This is a genomic window from Flavobacterium sp. WG21 (assembly GCF_000335775.1).
GTDB classification, from domain to species: Bacteria; Bacteroidota; Bacteroidia; order Flavobacteriales; family Flavobacteriaceae; genus Flavobacterium; species Flavobacterium tructae.
In genome coordinates this window covers 69,610-90,818 of sequence record NZ_AMYW01000014.1, presented here as the reverse complement: position 1 = coordinate 90,818, position 21,209 = coordinate 69,610, and the positions used below count along the sequence as shown (strand labels likewise).

18 protein-coding genes are annotated in these 21,209 nt (G+C 31.7%); 4 read left to right on the top strand and 14 right to left on the bottom strand.

Annotation, left to right across the window (positions count from 1 at the left end):
- Positions 1-15: 15 nt before the first annotated feature.
- From C245_RS0111975 to C245_RS0111945, 7 genes are all read right to left on the bottom strand, one after another.
- A complete protein-coding gene (locus tag C245_RS0111975) occupies positions 16-1,197 on the bottom strand; it encodes a M28 family metallopeptidase (protein WP_157495851.1) in 1,182 nt (393 codons plus the stop codon).
- 140 nt (positions 1,198-1,337) lie between these two features.
- Positions 1,338-2,279, bottom strand: coding sequence for a cytochrome-c peroxidase (locus C245_RS0111970; RefSeq protein WP_017496835.1), 942 nt, complete (start codon positions 2,277-2,279; stop codon positions 1,338-1,340).
- A gap of 336 nt (positions 2,280-2,615) precedes the next feature.
- Positions 2,616-4,526, bottom strand: a complete 1,911-nt coding sequence (locus tag C245_RS0111965; protein ID WP_081603537.1) for a PHB depolymerase family esterase — start codon at positions 4,524-4,526, stop codon at positions 2,616-2,618.
- A gap of 21 nt (positions 4,527-4,547) precedes the next feature.
- Positions 4,548-6,944, bottom strand: a complete 2,397-nt coding sequence (locus tag C245_RS0111960; protein WP_017496833.1) for an FtsX-like permease family protein — start codon at positions 6,942-6,944, stop codon at positions 4,548-4,550.
- A 237-nt stretch (positions 6,945-7,181) separates the two neighbouring features.
- Complete coding sequence (locus C245_RS0111955) at positions 7,182-7,886, bottom strand: ABC transporter ATP-binding protein (protein WP_017496832.1); 705 nt, start codon at positions 7,884-7,886, stop codon at positions 7,182-7,184.
- A 14-nt stretch (positions 7,887-7,900) separates the two neighbouring features.
- Positions 7,901-9,151, bottom strand: coding sequence for an efflux RND transporter periplasmic adaptor subunit (locus C245_RS0111950; RefSeq protein WP_017496831.1), 1,251 nt, complete (start codon positions 9,149-9,151; stop codon positions 7,901-7,903).
- 10 nt (positions 9,152-9,161) lie between these two features.
- Positions 9,162-10,520 (bottom strand): TolC family protein, encoded by a 1,359-nt coding sequence (locus C245_RS0111945; protein ID WP_026110027.1) that lies wholly within the window; start codon positions 10,518-10,520, stop codon positions 9,162-9,164.
- 308 nt (positions 10,521-10,828) lie between these two features.
- Between C245_RS0111945 and C245_RS24630 the strand changes: the two genes are divergently transcribed.
- The 3 genes from C245_RS24630 to C245_RS0111935 are packed head-to-tail and all read left to right on the top strand — an operon-like array spanning position 10,829 to position 13,549.
- Positions 10,829-11,230 carry a response regulator gene (locus tag C245_RS24630; RefSeq protein WP_232424357.1) on the top strand — a complete coding sequence of 134 codons (402 nt, stop codon included), beginning with the start codon at positions 10,829-10,831 and terminating at the stop codon, positions 11,228-11,230.
- Positions 11,212-12,192, top strand: a complete 981-nt coding sequence (locus C245_RS24625; RefSeq protein ID WP_369770055.1) for a sigma-54 interaction domain-containing protein — start codon at positions 11,212-11,214, stop codon at positions 12,190-12,192. The genes C245_RS24630 and C245_RS24625 overlap by 19 nt, the downstream gene beginning before the upstream one ends.
- Positions 12,182-13,549 (top strand): PAS domain-containing sensor histidine kinase, encoded by a 1,368-nt coding sequence (locus C245_RS0111935; RefSeq protein WP_017496829.1) that lies wholly within the window; start codon positions 12,182-12,184, stop codon positions 13,547-13,549. The genes C245_RS24625 and C245_RS0111935 overlap by 11 nt, the downstream gene beginning before the upstream one ends.
- 60 nt (positions 13,550-13,609) lie before the next feature.
- Here C245_RS0111935 and otsB read toward each other — a convergent pair whose 3' ends face one another.
- Both otsB and C245_RS22990 read right to left on the bottom strand, forming a co-directional pair.
- Positions 13,610-14,392 (bottom strand): trehalose-phosphatase, encoded by a 783-nt coding sequence (gene otsB, locus C245_RS0111930; RefSeq protein WP_017496828.1) that lies wholly within the window; start codon positions 14,390-14,392, stop codon positions 13,610-13,612.
- A 157-nt stretch (positions 14,393-14,549) separates the two neighbouring features.
- On the bottom strand, positions 14,550-15,362 hold the full coding sequence (locus C245_RS22990) for an SUMF1/EgtB/PvdO family nonheme iron enzyme (protein WP_017496827.1): 813 nt from the start codon (positions 15,360-15,362) through the stop codon (positions 14,550-14,552).
- A 623-nt stretch (positions 15,363-15,985) separates the two neighbouring features.
- Here C245_RS22990 and C245_RS0111920 point away from each other — a divergent pair.
- Positions 15,986-17,041 (top strand): serine hydrolase, encoded by a 1,056-nt coding sequence (locus C245_RS0111920; RefSeq protein WP_157495849.1) that lies wholly within the window; start codon positions 15,986-15,988, stop codon positions 17,039-17,041.
- A 105-nt stretch (positions 17,042-17,146) separates the two neighbouring features.
- Here the strand turns inward: C245_RS0111920 and C245_RS0111915 are convergent, their stop codons facing one another.
- From C245_RS0111915 to C245_RS23700, 5 genes are all read right to left on the bottom strand, one after another.
- Complete coding sequence (locus tag C245_RS0111915; RefSeq protein WP_017496825.1) at positions 17,147-17,638, bottom strand: hypothetical protein; 492 nt, start codon at positions 17,636-17,638, stop codon at positions 17,147-17,149.
- A 77-nt stretch (positions 17,639-17,715) separates the two neighbouring features.
- The gene (gene mreC, locus C245_RS0111910; protein WP_017496824.1) at positions 17,716-18,513 is read right to left on the bottom strand and encodes a rod shape-determining protein MreC; all 798 of its coding nucleotides are present in this window, start codon (positions 18,511-18,513) and stop codon (positions 17,716-17,718) included.
- A 418-nt stretch (positions 18,514-18,931) separates the two neighbouring features.
- Positions 18,932-19,543: a hypothetical protein gene (locus C245_RS0111905; RefSeq protein ID WP_017496823.1), complete on the bottom strand. Its 612-nt coding sequence runs from the start codon at positions 19,541-19,543 to the stop codon at positions 18,932-18,934.
- 5 nt (positions 19,544-19,548) lie between these two features.
- The gene (locus C245_RS0111900) at positions 19,549-19,839 is read right to left on the bottom strand and encodes a hypothetical protein (RefSeq protein WP_017496822.1); all 291 of its coding nucleotides are present in this window, start codon (positions 19,837-19,839) and stop codon (positions 19,549-19,551) included.
- A 1-nt stretch (position 19,840) separates the two neighbouring features.
- Positions 19,841-20,758, bottom strand: a complete 918-nt coding sequence (locus tag C245_RS23700; protein ID WP_157495847.1) for an N-acetylmuramoyl-L-alanine amidase — start codon at positions 20,756-20,758, stop codon at positions 19,841-19,843.
- Positions 20,759-21,209 lie beyond the last annotated feature (451 nt).

Sequence of the window (21,209 nt, the reverse complement as noted above, 5' to 3'; positions counted from 1 at the left end):
ATCTAAAAAATTAATTTAATTAACTTCAATAGTAACGGGTTCCTGATAAATAACAGTACTATTTATTACAGCCAATTTGGCAATTGTAGCTATCGTGGCTTGTACTACCTTAGCCATATAGTCATAATTTATTAGATTTGATTTATCTCCTTTTTTATTAATGTGAACATTTCGAGAAGCTCCTCCGTCACCGACGTGGATCGCCTTTACTCCAACATTCCAAAAACTAAGATGATCACTGGCTGATAAATCAGGATTTATATTTTCGGTAACACTTGCATCTAAAGCTATGGTACTGAAACCAGGAACGTATAATGAGGCTGACTTCTGAAAGACATCTTTAAGAGAAACAGACAATGGATTATAATTAATTACGGCAAAATCACCTTTAAAATTATTTGATGCAACTTTCTGATAAGCTTCAGGAAACAACTTATCAAACCCTTCAGGAACTAATTGTGAATTAGATTTTTCACTAAAGTAACCGATCATATCAAAATTGATCACTCCAAGAGTTTTAGAAATTTCATTACTCTTTCCTAAAGTATATGCTCTACTTCCTAATGAATTATCTTCTTCCAAATCAAAGCCAATAAACTTAACTGAGTTCTCGAAATTATATGGCTTTAAAATTCTTATCACTTCCAATAATCCTGCAACGCCCGAAGCATTATCATCAGCTCCCGGGCTTCCGTAATATGCGTCATAATGAGCACATAAAATATAATGTTGGTCTAATTTATTGCTGCCAATTTTATCTCCGATTATATTCTGTATTTTAAATGAATTTATTGCTGAATCCTGTAAAGACACAAATAATTCGTGCTCTACAAATCTGTTCTTAATAAGCTCCCTAACTTCCACATGGTGCTTAGCACCCTTTTCATCAATTGGAAATCTTTTTCCTTCAATAAAAATTAAATCTTTTTTTAGATTTTCTACATTAACCTGCTCAATCAATTTTTTTACATCTATTTCATGATGATCGTTTGCAGTAAGTCGAACGGAGACCGGTTGAGTGGTTGTGACACTTTTTGAATAGTCACAATAAATCTTTTTTTTCTGTCCGACAGCAACGGAAGCTCCATAATCGTTCGTCATTTCAATTCCACTTATTACTAAACCCTTTTTACTGATTAAATCAACATTTACAGTTAAATATTGATCATCGGGATCCATAACGTCATATTCTATCACTAATGTTTTTTTTGCCTTATCATTAACTATCTTAATGTTACTGAAAGTAGGCGAAACATTTTGCGCTAAAACACTTGAAAATTTAAAAAGAAGAAAATAAAAAATAAATATACTTTTTTTGAAATGCATGAGATTTAGGTTTATTTGAGATTATCGTCAGTAAGAGAAAGTAAGAAAGCTTTCAAGTCAATCATTTCCTTCTTCGAAAGGCCTAACGACTTTGTTATTAGCTTGTCTCGTCCTATACTATTCTTGATATGCAAATCCGGATTATTATAATATTCTATTACCTGCTCTAATGTCGCCATTGAACCATTATGCATATAAGGAGCGGTTAACTCAATATTTCTCAATGTTGGAGTTTTAAACCTCCCTAAATTAGTAGAGTCTTTAACTAAATCAAATCGTCCTTTATCTCTATATTCTAATTCATTATACAGTCCGATGTTAAAAAAACCGTCACTTGTTTGATCTTTTCCTTCATGACATGATGTACAATTACCTTTGCCATTAAATAAAATCAATCCTCGTAAAGCAGAATCACTAAGAGCCTGATCATCACCGGCTGAGAACCTATCGTATGGAGAATTATAATATTTCAGACTACGTTGATAATCCGCCAAAGCCTTTGATATCAATACTTTATTTGGTTTAGCATTAAACACTTTTATAAAGTCTTTAATATAACTTTCGCTTTGATTTATTCTTCGTATCGCTTCCTCTTCTGACAAATTCATTTCATTAGGGTGTGTTATAGGAAAAAAAGCCTGATGCTCTAATGATTTTGAACGCCCATCCCAAAAGAAACTTAATCTTTCATCCGAATACATCACTGATGGAGTGTTCCTTTCTCCCATCCGTGAATTTACACCCTTACTCAAAGAAACGTTATCAGCAAAAGCAAATTCAGGTTTATGACACGAAGCGCAACTAATAGAGTTGTCACTAGATAACATGGGGTCGAAAAATAATTTCTTCCCCAGTTTTACGCTATCAATATTTTCATCAAAAGATAAATTAGAAAAAATTACAACAGGAGCTAATACCGTAAGTATTATTTTAAGGGGTTTATATGATCCCATCTAAGAGTCTTTAATAAGAGGTTATAAATATTACAATCAACATGAGTAGTACAAAAAAAAATGTACCAATGCTAAAAACGTCCTTAAAATAGTTTCTCAATAAAATATTAAATAAGTTGCAAAAAGCTTTTTATTGTTATTTTTTTTAACACTATTATTAATTCCCGTTACCAATAAACATTGCCTTTGTTTTAAGAGACTACCCTTACAAATATATATAAAAATATCAAAATACTACGAAAAATCCTTATTAATTAGACAAAAATATACTCTTAGAATATAAGAAAATAATTTAAAAATTTAACACTTTTAAATTAGATATAACAATTATAAAATTTACTTTTTACCACGAGATTGAGAAAACAACCATGGTAAAAACTGATTATCATTAATATAACTGTACAAAATATCATCTCTTGTTTCCCCCGGATAAGCTTTGCAAACAACTTTACCACCTGCACTTTTTATTCTCAAAGCAGTTGTTCTTGTTCCTTGAAAAAGAGATAGATGTTTTAATCCTAGTGGGTAAGATGTCCAGAACGGAGTTTCTGACATTAAACTAAAATGCTTGTCTTCATACTTTTCTTTAGCTATATTTAACTCCACTCCATCCAATGAAACAATTGCCGCAAACTTATTTTTATTTTCAAACCCCAAACGTAGCGCCACAGTTGCTCCATTTGACAGCCCTACAATATATATTCTGTTTACATCAATATTTTTATTGCTTTTTACAATACTATCCAGAAGTTGCAAAGCACTTTCGACTTTGCCATGAGTCACTGCTTTTTCATACGCGTTCCAAGATATATCACCATTTGTATCTTGAGGAGCCAGAATATAGGCAGGATACTTTGATACAACTTGTTTTTCACATAAATACGGAATAAATAAATTGAGCTGACTTCTATTATCATGACCTGCCATATCTTCAGCATGTAAATACAGAATTATTGGGAATTTAGTATTCCCTTTTTTTCGAGGCGTAAGAAGTCTGTAATTAATTGTATCCTTATTGCTTAATACTGCGTGATGCTTTGTAAACATAGCATCTACTTTAGGTGATAAATAATTATTTAACCATTTCTTACCGTCTTTTTCGATAAAGTAACTTTCTTCAACTTGTTGGTACTTGTTATCTGTATATGATATGTTGTTTTTTGCATTACTTACTATACCAAAACTTCTAGTATTTGTAACTACATAATTCTCAATTATTTCTATTTTACCGCTCGGAAACAAGTATGGCTCAATCTCTGAAGTCAAATCTGTTAAATCCGGATCATTACCTTCATTAGCATGTGGATATAATTGGTAAGGTTTTAATTTCCCATCTGCACTATCCATCTGATTAACTATTGCTGAAACCTTATATTTATTTACACTAATACCCGGTTTATCCCGATAAGAAAAAATCACTTTATTTTCACCTATTTTCCTGCCAAGATCAGTAATATAGGTAGGATAATTAAAATTATCGGTAACATTATCATTTATCCTGTTATTAGCAATGACACAATTGGAACTCACATTAACATTTATATTAGAAATATAACTTAATGGCCAACGCTGCCATCCAAAACCAGAATCTTTTTGGTTTTTTGTTGGAATTTCCGGAGACAAAGCAACTGAGTTATTAATTCTGACTCCATATATTATCACATTAGAATGTAAGTTTTTTGGAGACATCGTACTCCCCTGAATTGTAATCACTTTCTCGTAACCGCTAGAATGAAATTCAATTGTAGTTCGATCTAAATCCAAGTTAACAATACCGAAATTTTTAAGTGCAATAGTATCTGTGTAGATCTTTTTTAAAGTTGAATGAGACTGTCCGGCTCCGTCAAAACTTGGAATAAATTTTGGAAATTCAAATCTGGTTAAAGGCTTATATCCTTCTTCTATGGCTTTCTTTTTTTCGATCGGATTTGCACCTCTAAGTACCACATTAGAATACATCTTTAAATCAAATCCCATTTGAAAAACTCCAGCTGGAAAATAAAGCACACCACCGCCTTCTTGTGATAACTTTTTCATTGATTCCTCTAAAACTTCAGAATTTATTTGATTATCATTTTTTATCAATCCCTTAATTTTTGAAGCTTCAACAACATTTCCCCATTTAATTTCATTTGTCCAATGATCTACAGAACCATAAGCAGTTCTATACGGATTATCAACAGGAACTTGTGAGTACATATTTACGCAGAACAAACAAACAATAATGAAACTGTATAATACTTTCATAAATTTAATTTTTTTAATTTTTTAATTTTCTTTTAAAGCAATAATTGGATTCTTAGTTGATGCACGAAATAAAGTATATCCTGTAGTGATAATAGTTATAATTGCAATAATTATAATTGGGATTACAAAAAATAAAGGTGACAGACCAATTCTAAAAGCGAATCTCTCCAACCAATTGTTAACCAAAAGATAAAAAACAGGAAGAGCAATGACAGATCCAATCAACATTTGATAAAAAAAGTATTTAAACAAAATAAAGAATATATCCCATTCACTAGCTCCGAAAGTTTTTCTTATTGCAATTTCTTTACTTTTCTTAGAAGCATAAAAAAAGGAAAGCCCCATTAATCCAAAAACCGTCAGCGTAATCGCAATAAAGGTTAATATTTGAAAAAGTTGATAAAATCCTAATTCTTCACCATACTGTTCATTAAACTGATCATCAATATAAAAGTATTCAGCATCTATATTAAATTCTTTTCTATACAACTTCTCTATATTTGCTTTAGCTTGCTCAGCTAATCCTTTTTCAATTTTCAATGAAAAAAAAGAAACCAATGACGGGTGATTGGCAAAACCAAAAACTACTGGTCCATGTTGTTCTTTAAGATTTTCTATGTCAAAATCTGAAGTAATACCAACTATCGTTTTTACAGAATTTGTAAAATTTACTTTTTGACCAATAGCTTCACTTGGATTTGCAAACCCAAGCTGATCGGATAGTTTTTTATTTATAACAACTGAATTCTCTTTATCAGATGGATAAATTTCATTAAAAAATCTACCTGCTAAAAGCTTAACTTTATAAATATCATTAAAATAATAGTCCGCAAAAATAAAAGTTCTGATCTTCACAATATTCTTAGGAGAATTAACAGTTGACATATCAAACTCTCCATCGAACTTAGCACCCGGTATAGCGCTCGACATTGAAACTGATTTAACCGAAGGGAGTTTAGACAATCTGTCCTTCACCAAATTTATTGAGGAACTAAACAAGGAATCATTGCGTATAACAGAAGGAGCTTTAAGTACTAGTACATTCTTGTTTTCAAAACCTGGATTTTTATCCGCTAAATAATTAAACTGCGAATAAACAATCACAATACCATACAATAATCCAACAGAGACAAAATATTGAAAAACCATCAATGATTTTTTAATAATATCATCTGAACTTATACTTTTCTTTTCATTTAACTTAAATGAAGACAAGACTTTCGCCGGATAGATTCCAACAAGCAACATACTAACAAGAAAAAGCACTAATGCAACTAACCAAAAAGAAAAGTCGAAATTTTGGCCCGGCGTCTTTAAAATGCCTGAATAATTAGATTGAACTAAAATTAAAAAGATCACGCTACCAGCCAATAAAGCAGCTGAATTAAAGATTACAAACTGAACCAGAAACTGTAATCGCAGTTCTTTTTCACTAACGCCAAAAGCCTTTTTAACACTTACCTCAATATTTCGATCAGCAACACTGGAAATAAAAAAATTAACTAAGTTGGTTAATGCTATTACAACTATCAAAATTCCAATCAGCATTAAAAAAACAATAGTCTTTCCATCTCCGCTTTTTCCAATCTCATTCTTCAAATCCGAATCTAAGTAAGCGTCTTCAACTGGCTGTAGACCAAATGAAATATTAGAACCATCATTATTTGCAATTAAACCCTGTGTAACAACATTTATTTGCTTTGAAAGATTATCAACATTGACATTCTTGTTTGCTATCAAATAAGTATAAAAACTATCCGACTCCCAATTATTGTTTACAGTTCCTTTCCATATCGGATTTACATTCAAACTACTGAATGATACTAAAATATCAATATTAAGATGAAGTTTTTGCGGCATATCTTCATAAACACCAACTACTTCAAAGACCACTTCTTGAAACCAATCGTGAAAATTTAACGTCTTCCCAACAGAATTAACATCACCGAAATATTTTAGCGATAAACTTTTTGCTATAACAATTTTGTTAGGTTGATCAAAGTTATCCATATTTCCATTGATGAATCTAAAAGGAAAAATTTTGGACAAAGATTTATCTCCATAAAATACAGACTGTGCAAACTTATTTGCCCCATTGTTTAAAACTCCTTCTCTCCATTCATACAATCTCGCAAACTCTGACACACTAGGAACCTTCTCCTTTATAACCGGTCCCAGAGGAGCATACGTTAATAATGATTTTGCTTCTGAAATTTTATTAATTTCTTTTGATTTGTAAGCTCTAAGGACAATATTTTCTCCATTACCCACAGCATCAAAAGTTGTTTGATAATTGTAATAATTTAGAAGTAATAATGAAATTGCAAATGAAATGGATAAACTAAAAAATGAAACAATACTTATTTGCTTATTTTTTAGTAAACTACGATAAAAAATTACCAGAAAATGTTTAAACATGGAATTATATATTAAAAAATTAACAACATAATACACTACCAAATATGCACAATGATTGTGCAACAGTTTTGTATTTTAGAACCAGATTGAAAGTTTAGAACGATTAATATTGCTACATTATATTTTATATTTCGTATTGAATATTAAATTTATTAACACAGCAACTACCGATAAACCTTAAAATACTTTTAATTAAAAACTACAATAAATAAAATTTAATCCTCGTATTTATTTAAACTAAGATTGTGAGCCATTAATTTTTGCAATAGAATTGTACTGTTCGTTTACAATTTTTCCGTCAAATAAATTAACTATCCGATGTGTATAATGTGAGTCCCTTTCAGAGTGGGTTACCATTATAATTGTTGTTCCCTCCTTATTAAGTTCTGTTAGTAAATTCATTACTTCTACTCCATTTTTAGAGTCAAGATTACCTGTTGGTTCATCGGCTAAAATTAATTTTGGATTAATTACCACTGCGCGGGCAATTGCGACACGTTGTTGTTGACCTCCCGATAACTGGTGTGGAAAATGTCCTGCTCTGTGTGCAATTTTCATACGTTCCAGAACCTTTTTAACTTTTTCCTGACGCTCACTTTTTTTCATTTTAAGATAAACCAATGGCATCTCAACATTCTCAAATACAGTAAGTTCATCAATAAGATTAAAACTCTGAAATATAAATCCAATTTTTCCCTTTCTAATCTGCGAAAGTTGTCTTTCATTTAAGCCATTTACTTCTCTTTCGTCAAATTGATAACTACCACCATCAGAACTATCCAGCAGTCCAATAATATTCAGCAAAGTAGATTTTCCACAGCCTGATGGTCCCATAATAGATACAAAATCACCTTCTGAAACTGTAATATTAACCTTCTGCAATGCTAAAGTTTCAATTTCTTCCGTTTTAAAACTCTTTTTAAGATCTTTAACTACTATCATTTTTTCTCTTTAATTTATTTTATAATTATACGTTCTGCATCTCCGAAGTTCTCATACCCCGAAACAATAACTTTTTCACCTGCTTTCAATCCATCGAGCATTTCATAGTAATCCGAATTTTGCTCACCTATACTAATCATTCTTTTAAAAGCCTCATTACCGGTACTATTCAAAACATAAACCCATCTTCCTCCTGTATTTTGAAAAAAGTTCCCTTTTGGTAAAAGCAGCACCTCCCTTGACTCTCCCAATTGTAATTTAATATTATAGCTTTGACCATTTCTAATAGTTTCAGGATGGCCTTGAGTAAAAACTAAATCAACTTTAAATTTTCCATCTTTAACTTCCGGGTAAACTTTACGGAGACGTAGCGGGTATTTTTTATTATTTTTTTCAAAACTGCCTACAAGGTCAATTGTAACACGATCGATATAATGTTCATCAATCTTAGCTTCAATTTTATATTGACTTAAAACATTAATCTGTCCTATTCGTGCACCCTGAACAATACTTTGTCCAATTTCAGCATTAAGCAATCCTAATTGTCCATCAGCAGGAGCCTTAATTTTTAAATGTTCTAAACGTTGATAAACCATAGATAAGGTTTTTTTCATACGTTCCAGGTCGGAATCTAATCCAGTTAAGGATGTTGTTCGCAATCTGTCATCTTGCTCTGTCTGGAGTTTTATAATTTTATATTGCTTTTGAGATAATTCATAATCTTCTTTTGATTTTAAATATTCTTCTTTTGAAATAAGCTCATCCTTATAAAGTTCCTGATTTTGCGCAAAATTTCGTTTTCTGCGTTGCAATTCATATTCAGCAACAACTAATGACTTTTTACCTTCTACTAAACGTGAATCAAAAGTAAGCTTGGTAGAACGCAGATCATTCTGCTTGAGTGCCAAGTTACTTTCGCTCGCTAAAATCTCCTCATACAAATTTTGGTTTTCCAGCTTTAAAATAACCTGATCCTTCTTTACCATTGCACCTTCTTCCACCAGTTTCTCAACTACACGACCTCCTTCATATGCATCTATGTAAATCGTTGTAATAGGAGCGACATTACCATTAATAGGAATGTAATCATCAAACTTACCCTGCTCCGCTATTTTTATTACTAACTTATCTTTCTGGGTTATAAATGTAGAACCTGTATTATCGAAAAAAACTTTCCATCCTAGCAACAAAATCAATATACCAAATGCAATATAAACATAAAACTTAAATTTAAAACCTTTCTTCTTTTCTACTCGTATATCCATAAAATCTTAACTAATTTGAATTTAAAATATTAAATATCGGCAATCCCATGTAAAAATTGATGGTCTTTTTTAGCACCTTCATTTTCGACATTACTTGCAAATTTTCATTCTGTCCCCAAGCTAATCTCGTCTTAGTCTGGTTCATCTCTAAAACACTAATCAGACCATTAGCATATTTTTTTTGAGTTATAGTGAATGCTAACGTCAGCGACGCAACATTCTGTTTTGTTTGTGAATACTCAGCCAATGTTGCCTTATAATCCTGAACTAACTTTTGAATTATTTTATTGAGTTCTTGTTTTTTCAAATCCAGACTATTATTCTGCTTGAGCAGTGTTATTTTCTGCTGTTTTATCCATGATCGCTTACTCCATCTGTCACTAATAGGCACTATCAAACTAAAAGCTACGAATTGTGATGCATTATCTTTTATTTGATTGCTGAAAGGAATTGTTCTTTTATTTGCATCTACTGTAGTCTCAAAAAAACCTGTTGCATATCCATATGAAAATTTAAGCGAGGGATAAAGATTACCTCGAGCAATTGATATGTCTTTTTCTGCAGCCTCTACTTTAAACTCTTGTGCTTTTATAGCAGGAATAAAACCTAATGCTTTATTATAAATAGAATCACTATCCAATTCATTCGAGATTCCATCTTCAAGAACAAGATCATTATCTAAACTATTTATTTCAAAAGAATCTGAATTATTAAGATTCATTTCCTGTAATAAGACAAGTTTAGCCGCTTCAATATTATTTACACTCTTTACGACTACCAGCTTATCTGTTTCTAAAACAGATTGAGATTCGTACAAGTCTGAACCTGCTTTAATCCCTACTTCAATCTGTTTTTTTACTAAGTTAACATTCGCTGTAGAAATTTCAAGTTGCTCTTGTGCTATTTTTAGTTGTTCTTCGTTAAATTTCACATCATAAAATGCCATCATTACACGAAATGCCAATAAGTACTTTTCTTGCGAAATGTCTTCTTTGGCGGCTTCATGTAAATACCGGCTGGCTATTATAGTATTCATTTTCTTAAATCCATTAAAAATATCAATCTCAGCTCCAATGCTATAATTATTTGAGTAAAAACTAGATCGTAAAATTGAATTTGTATCAGGATTAATAGAACGTCCGTATAAAGTATTATAACTTGCATTACCGCCAATGGTTGGAAGCAATTCACGATAGGATTGTTTATAGCTTTCATTTCTGGAATCAGCCATGTAATTCAAATCCTTTAACATTAAATTGTTAGTCAATGCATAAGATACACAGTCGTCCAATGTCCAACTCTTTTGTCCATAAAATTCAAAACTTATAAATATAAAAAAAAGACAAATCTTAAAACACCTGACATTCATATTATCATTAATTAACTACAGCCATACTTACTATTTACATGCCAAAAAAAACAAAACACTAACTATCAATCACTTAAATCAAAATATAAAACACAAAACCCTTATTGGTGTAAATAAATTTTACACAACATGTCAATTTTATTTACACAAAACTATAAACCAAGAAATTATATTGTAATTTTAAAACCTGTTACCTACTTTTTTAAGATCAATTAAGCTTGATAAATACGAGAAAAAATTAGTCGTTTTTTTGAAATTTAATATTAAAAAGAAGTTATTTGTAATTCTTAACGCTAAAGCTATTTCAGATGAAGGAAGGAAGTATCCTTATCATTGATGATAATAAAAATGTATTAAATGCTCTTGAGATTCTTCTTCAGTCCGAATACCAAGAAGTAAAAACGATAAGCAATCCAAATCAATTATCTTCATTTCAAAATTTAAATGACATTGATGTTGTATTACTTGACATGAATTTTTCAGCTGGTATAAATAATGGTAATGAAGGTCTTTTTTGGCTAAAGGAAATTAAAAAAAAATCGCAAGATACCTTAATCATAATGATGACGGCATATGGAGATATTGAATTGGCAGTAACTGCTTTAAAAGAAGGCGCTTCAGATTTCATATTAAAACCTTGGGAAAATGAAAAACTGCTTTTAACTTTAAAATCGGCCAATTTAACAACTAAATCAAAAAAAAACTCCTAGCTACGCAAAAAAATAGCTCAAACCAAATTACTAATCAAGACACTAATAATATTTTTGGCAACTCTCCAGCTATTAACCAAATTTTAAATCTTGTTAAAAAAGTAGCCAAAACAGATGCTAACGTATTAATAACTGGAGAAAACGGAACAGGCAAAGAACTTATTGCCAGAGAATTGCTCAAGCTGTCTGAACGAAAAAACAATGCTTTTGTATTTGTAGATACAGGATCCATCCCTGAAACACTTATTGAAAGTGAACTTTTCGGCCATACTAAAGGATCGTTTACTGATGCAAAAGAAGACCGCATCGGAAAATTTGAAGCCGCTAATGGTGGAACTCTTTTTCTTGATGAAATTGGAAATATTTCTCTCCATACACAATCAAAATTATTGTCAGCAATTCAAAATAAAACGATTGTAAAACTAGGCTCAAATATGCAAATCCCACTGGATTTGCGCTTAATTTGCGCAACCAATTCGAATTTAGATCAAATGGTCACTGATGGTTTGTTTAGAGAGGATTTACTTTATCGAATTAACACTATTAAAATAGATTTACCTCCTTTGCGCGAACGAGAGGAAGATATATTAGTTTTAGCAGATTTTTTCTTAAAAAAGTTTATAGACAAATACAAAAAACAAGGACTAAAAATTAGCAATGCTGCTCAGACTAAACTTCAGGAATATTATTGGCCGGGAAATGTTCGGCAATTGCAACACACTATAGAACGAGCCGTAATTCTATGCGAAGATTATACACTTAAGCCTGAAGATTTTGTATTAAACGATAGTAGTCGTGCTTCAACTACCCCAAAGGTCAATACATTTAAAGAAATGGAAAAAATAATGATCGATAGTGCTTTACAACATAATAAAGGGAATCATTCCGCAGCAGCTGAACAATTAGGAATTACAAGACAAACCCTTTACAATATGATAAAAAAAATCAATAATGATAAGTAGGAACTTTTATTTTCAGGTTATCCTTCGCATAACATTAATTACACTCACATCTATTGGTTTTTCATTCTTATTGCTTACAAAACAATATTTATGGAGTTTTCCAATAGGTTTACTAATACTAATTCAATCCGTATTTTTAACCAAATTAGTTAATAATATTAATAGAAAAATCGCCTACTTTTTCCAATCAATTAAAAATGATGATTTTGCGCTGCGTTATCCTGAGCAATCTGGTATTAGTTCCTTCAATAATTTACACCAGAGTCTGAACTTACTCAATGAAAAGATTCAACAATCTTATCTTAAAAATGAAGCCCAGGAAAAGTACTATCAGGAAATTCTAAAACAAAGCGACATTGGTATCATGACAATCAATGCTAAAGGACATATCGTTTTTGTAAATCCTCAGATGGAAAAACTTTTTGATCATAAATCTTTAAATCATATTAAACAGTTAAATCAATTAGACACTAATCTTTACAATCTTTTCGCAACACTAAAACCTTTTGAACGAAAACTTGTTGTTTTAACGAATGAACGCGAAAAAAAGCAAATTTCCATTAAATCAACTGCATTAATTTCTGACGATAATGAACTATTGCTGGTGGTCGCTCAGGATATTCTTAAAGAATTAGATGAAAAAGAAACTGAATCTTGGATGAGATTAATACGTGTACTTGCACATGAAATAATGAATAGTATTGCTCCCATTACATCTATATCCGATTCTATCATAAAATATTACAAGGAAAATGGCATAGCAATCAATACAGACCAACTGGACAATAACACTATAAAAAATACTATAAGAGGTCTTGAGGTAATAAAGGAACAGGGGAATGATTTAATGGAATTCGTGCATTCCTACCGCAGTTTACTTAACCTCCCAAAACCGGATCGAAGTATAGTCCCTTTTAAACGATTTATTGATAAAATATTGGTCCTAATGGAACCTGAGATAAAAAAAAGTCTTGTGCCATATGAAATTTTCATTGAACCTTCGGACCTGGATTTTTTTATGGATGAAAAACAACTATCTCTGGTATTTATTAACCTTATTAAAAATGCCTTATATTCACTTCAAAATTGTAATAATGGAAAGCTAATAATTTCTGCTAAAATTAACTCTCAAGGTAATAAATACATCGAGATTATTGATAATGGACCAGGCATCCCCGCCGAAAACATTGAAGATATTTTTATACCCTTTTTTACTACCAAAGAAAAAGGCTCGGGAGTTGGTTTAAGTCTTTCTAAACAAATACTGCAATTACACGGCGGAACTCTTGAAATTTTTTCAAAGCCCTTTATAGAAACAAAATTCATCCTAATATTTGATAAGTTTACTAAAAATTAGTTAGTCCCAGAAAAGTAAAAATCTTGTTTAATAAAGGTGGTAAAAAGTCACCCCTTGATTTTAGCCAGCAATGAATTCTAAAATTTCACGCACCTTAGAAGTATCATTAATACTATAGCGAGCAGCTGTTTCTTCCTTGCCTACTTTTATAGTATAAGCACTTTTAGGCAATTCCCTAAACATAAACTCATCTGTCCAGTCGTCCCCAATCGCCATAATAAAATCATATCCGTCAGTAACAAGAACAGATGCTGCACGACCTTTATTCACCCGGCCATCTTTTACTTCAAGGACTTTCTTCCCTTCCAGAATACACAGCGATTTTTTAGCTAGTAGACTATTTAATCGTTCTTTTAATTCAGTAATTCTCAAATTTGCTAAATCTACATCTGCACAACGATAATGCCAAGCAAGAGAATACTCTTTTTCTTCTAAGAATGAACCAGGAGTGATTTGTGCAAAGTCTTTCAATACAGGACGAATATCTTCCTTCCAATCAGTTTCTATACGTTGCAAACATACCCAATCATTTCCTTTTCTCCGTAACCACATTCCGTGATCGGTAATTAAGGTATACTCTTTAGTACCAAACCATTCTTCCAGAGTAATACGGTCTCTACCGCTAATAATTACCAGCTCTGTATCGTTATCTTCTGCTAAATTGTCTAAAAGTTCAAATAATTCTTTATCCGGAATAGCCTCAGAAGGCAGGCTTCTAAAACCTACAAGCGTGCCATCATAATCAAGTAGAATAAGTTTCTTACCGGATGTTTTATAATGCGTTTTAATATTTTCGATATACTTCGATTTCAAATTTTTAGATTTATAAGAGGAAATATTCATTTTTATGATTAGGAGGGAATTTCAAAAAAAATAGCTTTTAGATCTATCCATATTTTTTTGTAAACTAAAAATTAATAAAGCTCCTAAAGTGAACCTCTAAAATTTGTACTGGATTTACTTCAACATCCATATTACCGGACCACACCTAACACTAATTTTATTTATTTTTTACTATTCTAAATCCAAATCCGTCATTGCGTGTGTCACGAGGTGACTGGTATCTCACTTCTGGCATATGAATTCCATATTCTAATGGTTTACCGTCTGCACTTTGTGATTCGTAAAACCAACTCGCACCTTTTGATATTTTATACGCTCCATCTCCTGGTCCTCTTGGATTTTTTTTATTTACCAGACTATCCTTTTCAGGATTGTACCAATCAAAAACCCATTCACTAACATTTCCGGTCATATCATATATTCCGAGTTCATTAGGCCTAAGAAGTCCAACTTTATGAAAAATACTATCTGAATTTTCCTTTACCCATCCCACTTCAACAGGATTATTGCTTCCGCTATATTTGTAACCTTTTGTTTGCTTTCCACCTTTGGCAGCATATTCCCATTCTGCTTCAGTTGGCAATCTTCCACCAGCCCATTTTGCAAAATTATTTGCTTCATCCCAAGTTACAAGCATAGGATTTTCGTCTATCCATTTATAATACACTTTTTTTCCGTACGCACTTTCAATTGGTGGGGCAGGCATTTCTCTACCAGTACTTTTGCAAAATTCCTTAAACTGCTTAACCGTTATCTCAAATTTACTAATGTAAAAGCCATCAAGCTCAACTATACGATTTGGGCTTGTAAAATTGTTTAATGTGTCGCCTTTAGGACTAACAATTATTTGATTTTTTCCTTCCTCAAAATTACCGCCTTCTACATAAACCCAATCAATTTTGTTTTTACTCTGTTCACACGAAATGAAAATTAAGAATCCTAAAAGAACTACAAATTTATGTTTTATCATTAAAATTTATTTTTAAAAATATTGGTTACTTATTTATATTCGCATCAAAACACCACTAATATAATAAAAAATAGATGTTTTTCACTAAACTTTGATAGACTGAAGTTACTTCCTACTCTGCCACAAAAAAACTAAAGTTATTAATTCCGTATTTATCAAAAAGAATTCATTGCTTTTGATAAAACCAGAATTCTATTACTCATTTAAAAACAAGAGCTTATTCTCAGAAATTTATAATTTCAGTTTCATGGCAACACAAGTTAAAAAAAAAGAATGCGGCAAATACTCACGTTGCGGTTTATAAATGCATCACTGCAGATGTACTGGAAGGTTTTTGGTCTGAAAAACACGGAAACCCGCTCTATTTAGGAACTAAGCATTGTTTACGTATGAAGGCTAAAAACTTAAACTAAATCGAATTTAGGCTTTTGCATTAGAAAAAATCAGAGCTAAATTATTTCTTTGCTGTTTACGCTTTCCCGTAATGTTAAAAATCCCTTTTTCAATATCTTAGCAAAAATTATTACTCTCGATAAAACTTAATGAATTAAATAAAACAACAATTATTTAATCTTTTTTAGAGCTAAACATGAGGTAAGGTTCCAGTAATTAAACTAAAAATTATGACCCTAAAACACTTAATGCCATTTTTGATTTTTGCCTTAATTGGGTGCAAAAGTAAACAGCAAAACGATAAGCAAAATATTGAAAATTCGATTACAAAAAATGCTCATCAGTTGTTAGAAGACAAAAGATTTCATTCTGTTTCGATAGCAGTGCTTAAAGATGGGGAATCTACAATAAAACATTTTGGAGAGTTATCTATTGGAAAAGGAAATAAACCAAACGATTCTACACTTTATGAATTAGCTTCTGTAACTAAAACTTTTACAGGTTATGTAGCTGCCAAAGCCGTACTTGATAAAAAAATAAATTTAGACGACGACGTCAGAATCTATCTTAACGAACCTTATCCCAATTTAGAGTTTAAAGGTGAGCCTATAAAAATTAAACATCTTCTCACCCATACAAGCGGGTTTCCCAATTTCCCCATAAAAGGTGAAAATAAAACGGCTTTTTTGGAGGGATTGAAATTAATCAAAATTGAAACGATACCTGGAGAAACCTATTTTTATTCCAACACGGCTCCAGAGTTAACAGCCTATATACTTGAAAAAGTGTATCAAAAACCTTATGAGGAATTGGTAACCGAATTTGTTTTAAAACCTAATAAAATGAACCAAACCAAATTTACACTAAATGATAATGAAAGACTAAGATTGGTAAAAGGTTACAACGATAAAAACGAATTAATGCCAAACTTCAATAGAACTTTATGGGGCGGAATTTCAGGATTGCATTCTACCACTACAGATTTGGTAAAATATATGAAATTACAACTTGACGAGTCAAATCATATTGTAAATGAATCTCATAAAAAACTATATAAAGAAGGTTCTGATTTTTGGGAAGGCTATCATTGGTATATATTAGAAGATGATAGTGAATTAATTTACAGACACCACGGAGGTATATACGGAATGCAGAATTGGTTTGTGATTTATCCTAAACAAAATATAGGAATATCTATATTGACAAATACTAGCTTTAATGAAACAGGAGAAATTTTGGAAAAAGTAGTTCATAAATTGTATGATGACCTAAATAAATCGATATAAACTAAAAAAATAAACAGCACATAGAACAAAATTGCATCGGAAAGCAGGCCTGATTCGGGCAGTCTTTTTATTAGAACTTTTCCAGAGCATCTTAATAGTTTTCTATTATGTCTCTGCAATTCCACCCACATTCTTTATTTGTCCCTCTACAAACTTGAATTCAAGCCCATGTTCTGTATCCAGTTTATAGCGGATTGATACTTTAATGGTCTTCTCGTCTAAAACTCTCAGGTACATAATCTCTTTTATGTATTCGTTATGTTTATCGAGGTTGTCAATATTTAACGCCGGTTCTCCTGATTTTTCAGAATCTTCATAAAAATGAGCGTATAGTTTTAAATATCTCTCATACGCTTTCTTTTGAATACTCTTCAAATTAGTTTCAATATTCGTTATAAAATTTTGATACGTTTCTGCAAATTGTGTCAGTTGATTTTCTGTTGGCGGTTCTTCTATTTCTTCTCCCTCTTCGTCAAATTCTTCCCCCAGAAAAATTTCGACATCTTGCTGGTCAAAAAAGGGATCCGTAAAAGTTACGTCCGAAGAAAATCCTGCCCAATCTTGTTCTATTTTTCCCCAATATTTATGTGTTGTCATCCTTATTTTTTATCTGATATAGACCCAGATTTACAATCGCCTAAATTATAAAAAATGTAAGAAGGTCTGGAACAGGATTACCTTTTTTTAGCATTTTTAATCGGTCTGCTTTTTAACACGTACATATATTCAAGATTCGTCATATCACTAAACAACTTAATATTAATAACAAAAGAATTGTTTTCATGCAATGTCTTATCAACGATTCCTATATCTACATTTTCGGGAAAAATTTCTGAGATTCCACCTGTCACAATAGTATCTCCTTTCTTCACAGACGTTGTTTTGGGAACATCAATTAACTGAACAAAGCCAGCATTTTTTCCATTCCAACTCAGAGTCCCAAAATAGTTACTATTTTTAATTCTGGCATTTATAAGAGATTTTGTATTTAAGACACTTGTAACAAGTGCAAAGTTTTGTGAAACTTTATCTACCACTCCAACAATACCACGATTATTAATTACTCCCATGTCGCTCTTGATACCGTCTTTTAGTCCAGAATTAATAGTAAGGTAATTCTGTTGGAGTGTATAGGAATTACGAATAAGTTTTGATACAATTATATCATCAGATCCTATACCAAAAATACTATCAATCTCAGGGGCGTTACCTTCTTTTTGTTTACGAAATAACATTTCTAATAACTTAGCATTCTCTTGCACTAGTGAATCATTCTTATTCACTAAATTAATGTATTCCCTTATTTCATCAACTTCTTTATAAATTCCTCCGGACAACAAATCTGTAGCACCAATGAACTTACTTTTATGAAAAGAATGCGATTGAATTGTCAATCCCAAGGAAAGTCCTAAGAGGAGTAAAAATAATACACCATTACTATTTTTATATAAAAAATTAAATATTCGACGCATCTTTAAATGATTAGCTCAACAATTTTAAGGTCTACGTTTTTTACATAAATACTCAGATCCTTAACCGCTAATCATTTCTTTTTAGAACAACTTTACGAATTAGGTTCAATCCATTAAAAATTTATGAAAATATCGCCGACTTATCTGCACAAAAAAAAGGAATTTAAATCTACAACAAGAGTATTTTATTATCTCTTAATAATATTCTATTATCCTAAATTAGAACCTTGAAATTGCGATTAGAATAATAAACGGCTAATTAATTCCCTCTTTACTGTGTCGATCATTTCTCCTAAAAAATTATAAGCAAAAGATAATTGAAAACGAATTACACAAATATATTTTACACAAAACCCCAACAGAAATTATTCTATTGAGGCTTATTATTCAACGTATTTATGGTAGTTTCACTTAAACATCATTTTACCCATATTTCAATTTGCCCGTTAGGTACTTTTGTTTTTAACCGAACAAACTTTGGTTCTAAAACGATCTCCGGAAATTCTTTTTCAATAGCCTTTTTTAAATTGTCTGCTAAATTTTCATCTCCTTTATTAAAATAACGGATGCTGTTGTCTGCCTTACCTTCTTCTAAATCGTAGGCATTTATTACGTTAAATCCATTCGCATTTAACTTAGAGATAAAGTCCTTATTCTTTAAATCTAATTTTGTAGCATTACTTCCCACCTGAACATAAACAACCGATTTCGCAAAACCTTGTTCTATTGCAATTTTGGTAATGTCCGTCTTTACCGACTGACTTGCTTTTATAGCAAGGGTATCAATCTTATTGCTCAATTCCGGATTAAGTGATTTAATTTTAGTTAGAACCTCCATGTTTTTCTTACTCGTTTCTGCTGCTGCAATTCTTTCTAGTTTCAGTTCACTTTTCTGTATTGCAATTTCTTTTCTTCTTTCTTCCAATAGGTCGTTCTGATGACTAAAATAATAGACCATACCTATGAAACTTATAGCCAAAAAAACAAAGCCCCAAAAAATAAGTTTCTCGCTTTTACTTTTACTTTCCATTTTCGTTAGTTATTTTGACGATTACTAATAAATTCTCTGGCAGCTTCCATTGCTTTATCCATAAACTTAAAGATATATCCAATTGAAACTGAAATAATACCTGTTGACCCCAAACCTACAAATGCATTTACAATTTCTGTTGACTTTTCAATCGGTGCATCTTTGTGGCTGAATATCTGGTAGCCAAAAAATGCCAGTAACACCAGTAAGGTAATGATGCTCACTGCCAAAGCAACATATCGTTCGATTTTGTAAATTTGAGAATACTCTCTGATAAAACTTAAAACATCTTCCATACTATTCTTTTTTTGTTAGTAAACTTGAATGTATCCATCCCTCTATTTTAATACTATGTTTCCAATCCTTGATATCTTTAATATCATTCACTAAGTAAACTTTCGACCATTGTCCGAAAGTTTCAATTAATCCTACTTCATAGCCATTTTTTAACGTTCGGATTGAGCTTGACGTTTTGTCGGGTTTTGTTCTAAACTCCGCAACGCCATCAGAGGCTGAGTTTACCAAAAAAATCTTTCCGATATTGTCTGTTTTTCCAAAAACATTTGTTTTAAAATCATCCCAGGGGAAAGCAGGTCCCGGATCCGGTTTTCTTGCCGGTGAGATATCGTCGTGTCCCACTACAAAAGATAATTGGTAGGTATCAATCAGGAGTTTACTTAATTTGGAGACCGCTGCTATCTGAGCATCTGTATATTTAAACCAATACTGATTTTCTTTACTGTCCCAAAATTTATGTTTGTGTTTCAATTTTACAATTCTGTCTTTTTCAGACGCAGGATATGTTTTATAACTGGGTGTTCCGTCTTTGTTCTCGCCTACTCTTCTTCTGAAACTGCCATCTGTCAATTTTTCACAGAATCCGGGATTTACAATTTCAATACCAATAGCATACTCATTCATTCCGGTTCGTCCATCCCAACTGCTGTAACCGGCATGGTTGCATCTGGTGTTAAACGGAGCAAGCTGCGTAATGGTTCCGTCAAGGTCAACTACAATGTGAGCACAAATCCGGTCTGTATTTCCTTGTGCGGGAGTCTGTTTGAACCAGGTTATCGCCCCCGATGCTTTATCGCCTGCCGTGTAATGTATGATTAAATATTTAGGCGAAATTTGATATTGGAAATTCGAGGTGGGGTCTTTTACTATTTTTTCTGCTTGGCTTTCCTGAACAAGCCAGTTTTTGTCAATTTTCATAAGGATTTGTTTTTTAGAGTTTGAAATAGGATAGTTTTTAAACAATATCTTCATTTTGCATTTATGGATGATAAAACCACAAATACGAACCTCTTTATGCGTAAAATCAATATGTCGAAGTCATTGTTTAGGATTAAAAATGAGTAGTAGCGCTCGTTACTTATCGTTTTATAAGCAACATCATTTAAAGCATTAAAATCTACCAAATATACTGACAATCAATATTTTACAAGCAAGTGTTTATACGTGATTTAAGGAAAGTATTTACCGCTGAACTAATTCGCGTTCTGATTTTATTGTTCAGGTAATTCATTCGTAATTCAATTCTTTGCGGTTGGGCTTTTGCCCTTTCAGGGCGATATTTGTCATAAATTTAGATTATAGTACGTTGCACTATGCTATAGCTTTTAGGCTTTCAGCCTGCTTGGTTTTAGAGTTTTAGTTGTAATCT

What these genes read in the sequence shown, in the direction of transcription:
- C245_RS0111970 (WP_017496835.1), bottom strand. Translation starts at nt 2,279, where the DNA reads ATGGGATCATATAAACCCCTTAAAATAATACTTACGGTATTAGCTCCT.
- C245_RS0111965 (WP_081603537.1), bottom strand. Translation starts at nt 4,526, where the DNA reads ATGAAAGTATTATACAGTTTCATTATTGTTTGTTTGTTCTGCGTAAAT.
- C245_RS0111960 (WP_017496833.1), bottom strand. Translation starts at nt 6,944, where the DNA reads ATGTTTAAACATTTTCTGGTAATTTTTTATCGTAGTTTACTAAAAAAT.
- C245_RS0111955 (WP_017496832.1), bottom strand. Translation starts at nt 7,886, where the DNA reads ATGATAGTAGTTAAAGATCTTAAAAAGAGTTTTAAAACGGAAGAAATT.
- C245_RS0111950 (WP_017496831.1), bottom strand. Translation starts at nt 9,151, where the DNA reads ATGGATATACGAGTAGAAAAGAAGAAAGGTTTTAAATTTAAGTTTTAT.
- C245_RS0111945 (WP_026110027.1), bottom strand. Translation starts at nt 10,520, where the DNA reads ATGAATGTCAGGTGTTTTAAGATTTGTCTTTTTTTTATATTTATAAGT.
- C245_RS24630 (WP_232424357.1), top strand. Translation starts at nt 10,829, where the DNA reads ATGAAGGAAGGAAGTATCCTTATCATTGATGATAATAAAAATGTATTA.
- C245_RS0111935 (WP_017496829.1), top strand. Translation starts at nt 12,182, where the DNA reads ATGATAAGTAGGAACTTTTATTTTCAGGTTATCCTTCGCATAACATTA.
- otsB (WP_017496828.1), bottom strand. Translation starts at nt 14,392, where the DNA reads ATGAATATTTCCTCTTATAAATCTAAAAATTTGAAATCGAAGTATATC.
- C245_RS22990 (WP_017496827.1), bottom strand. Translation starts at nt 15,362, where the DNA reads ATGATAAAACATAAATTTGTAGTTCTTTTAGGATTCTTAATTTTCATT.
- C245_RS0111920 (WP_157495849.1), top strand. Translation starts at nt 15,986, where the DNA reads ATGACCCTAAAACACTTAATGCCATTTTTGATTTTTGCCTTAATTGGG.
- C245_RS0111915 (WP_017496825.1), bottom strand. Translation starts at nt 17,638, where the DNA reads ATGACAACACATAAATATTGGGGAAAAATAGAACAAGATTGGGCAGGA.
- mreC (WP_017496824.1), bottom strand. Translation starts at nt 18,513, where the DNA reads ATGCGTCGAATATTTAATTTTTTATATAAAAATAGTAATGGTGTATTA.
- C245_RS0111905 (WP_017496823.1), bottom strand. Translation starts at nt 19,543, where the DNA reads ATGGAAAGTAAAAGTAAAAGCGAGAAACTTATTTTTTGGGGCTTTGTT.
- C245_RS0111900 (WP_017496822.1), bottom strand. Translation starts at nt 19,839, where the DNA reads ATGGAAGATGTTTTAAGTTTTATCAGAGAGTATTCTCAAATTTACAAA.
- C245_RS23700 (WP_157495847.1), bottom strand. Translation starts at nt 20,758, where the DNA reads ATGAAAATTGACAAAAACTGGCTTGTTCAGGAAAGCCAAGCAGAAAAA.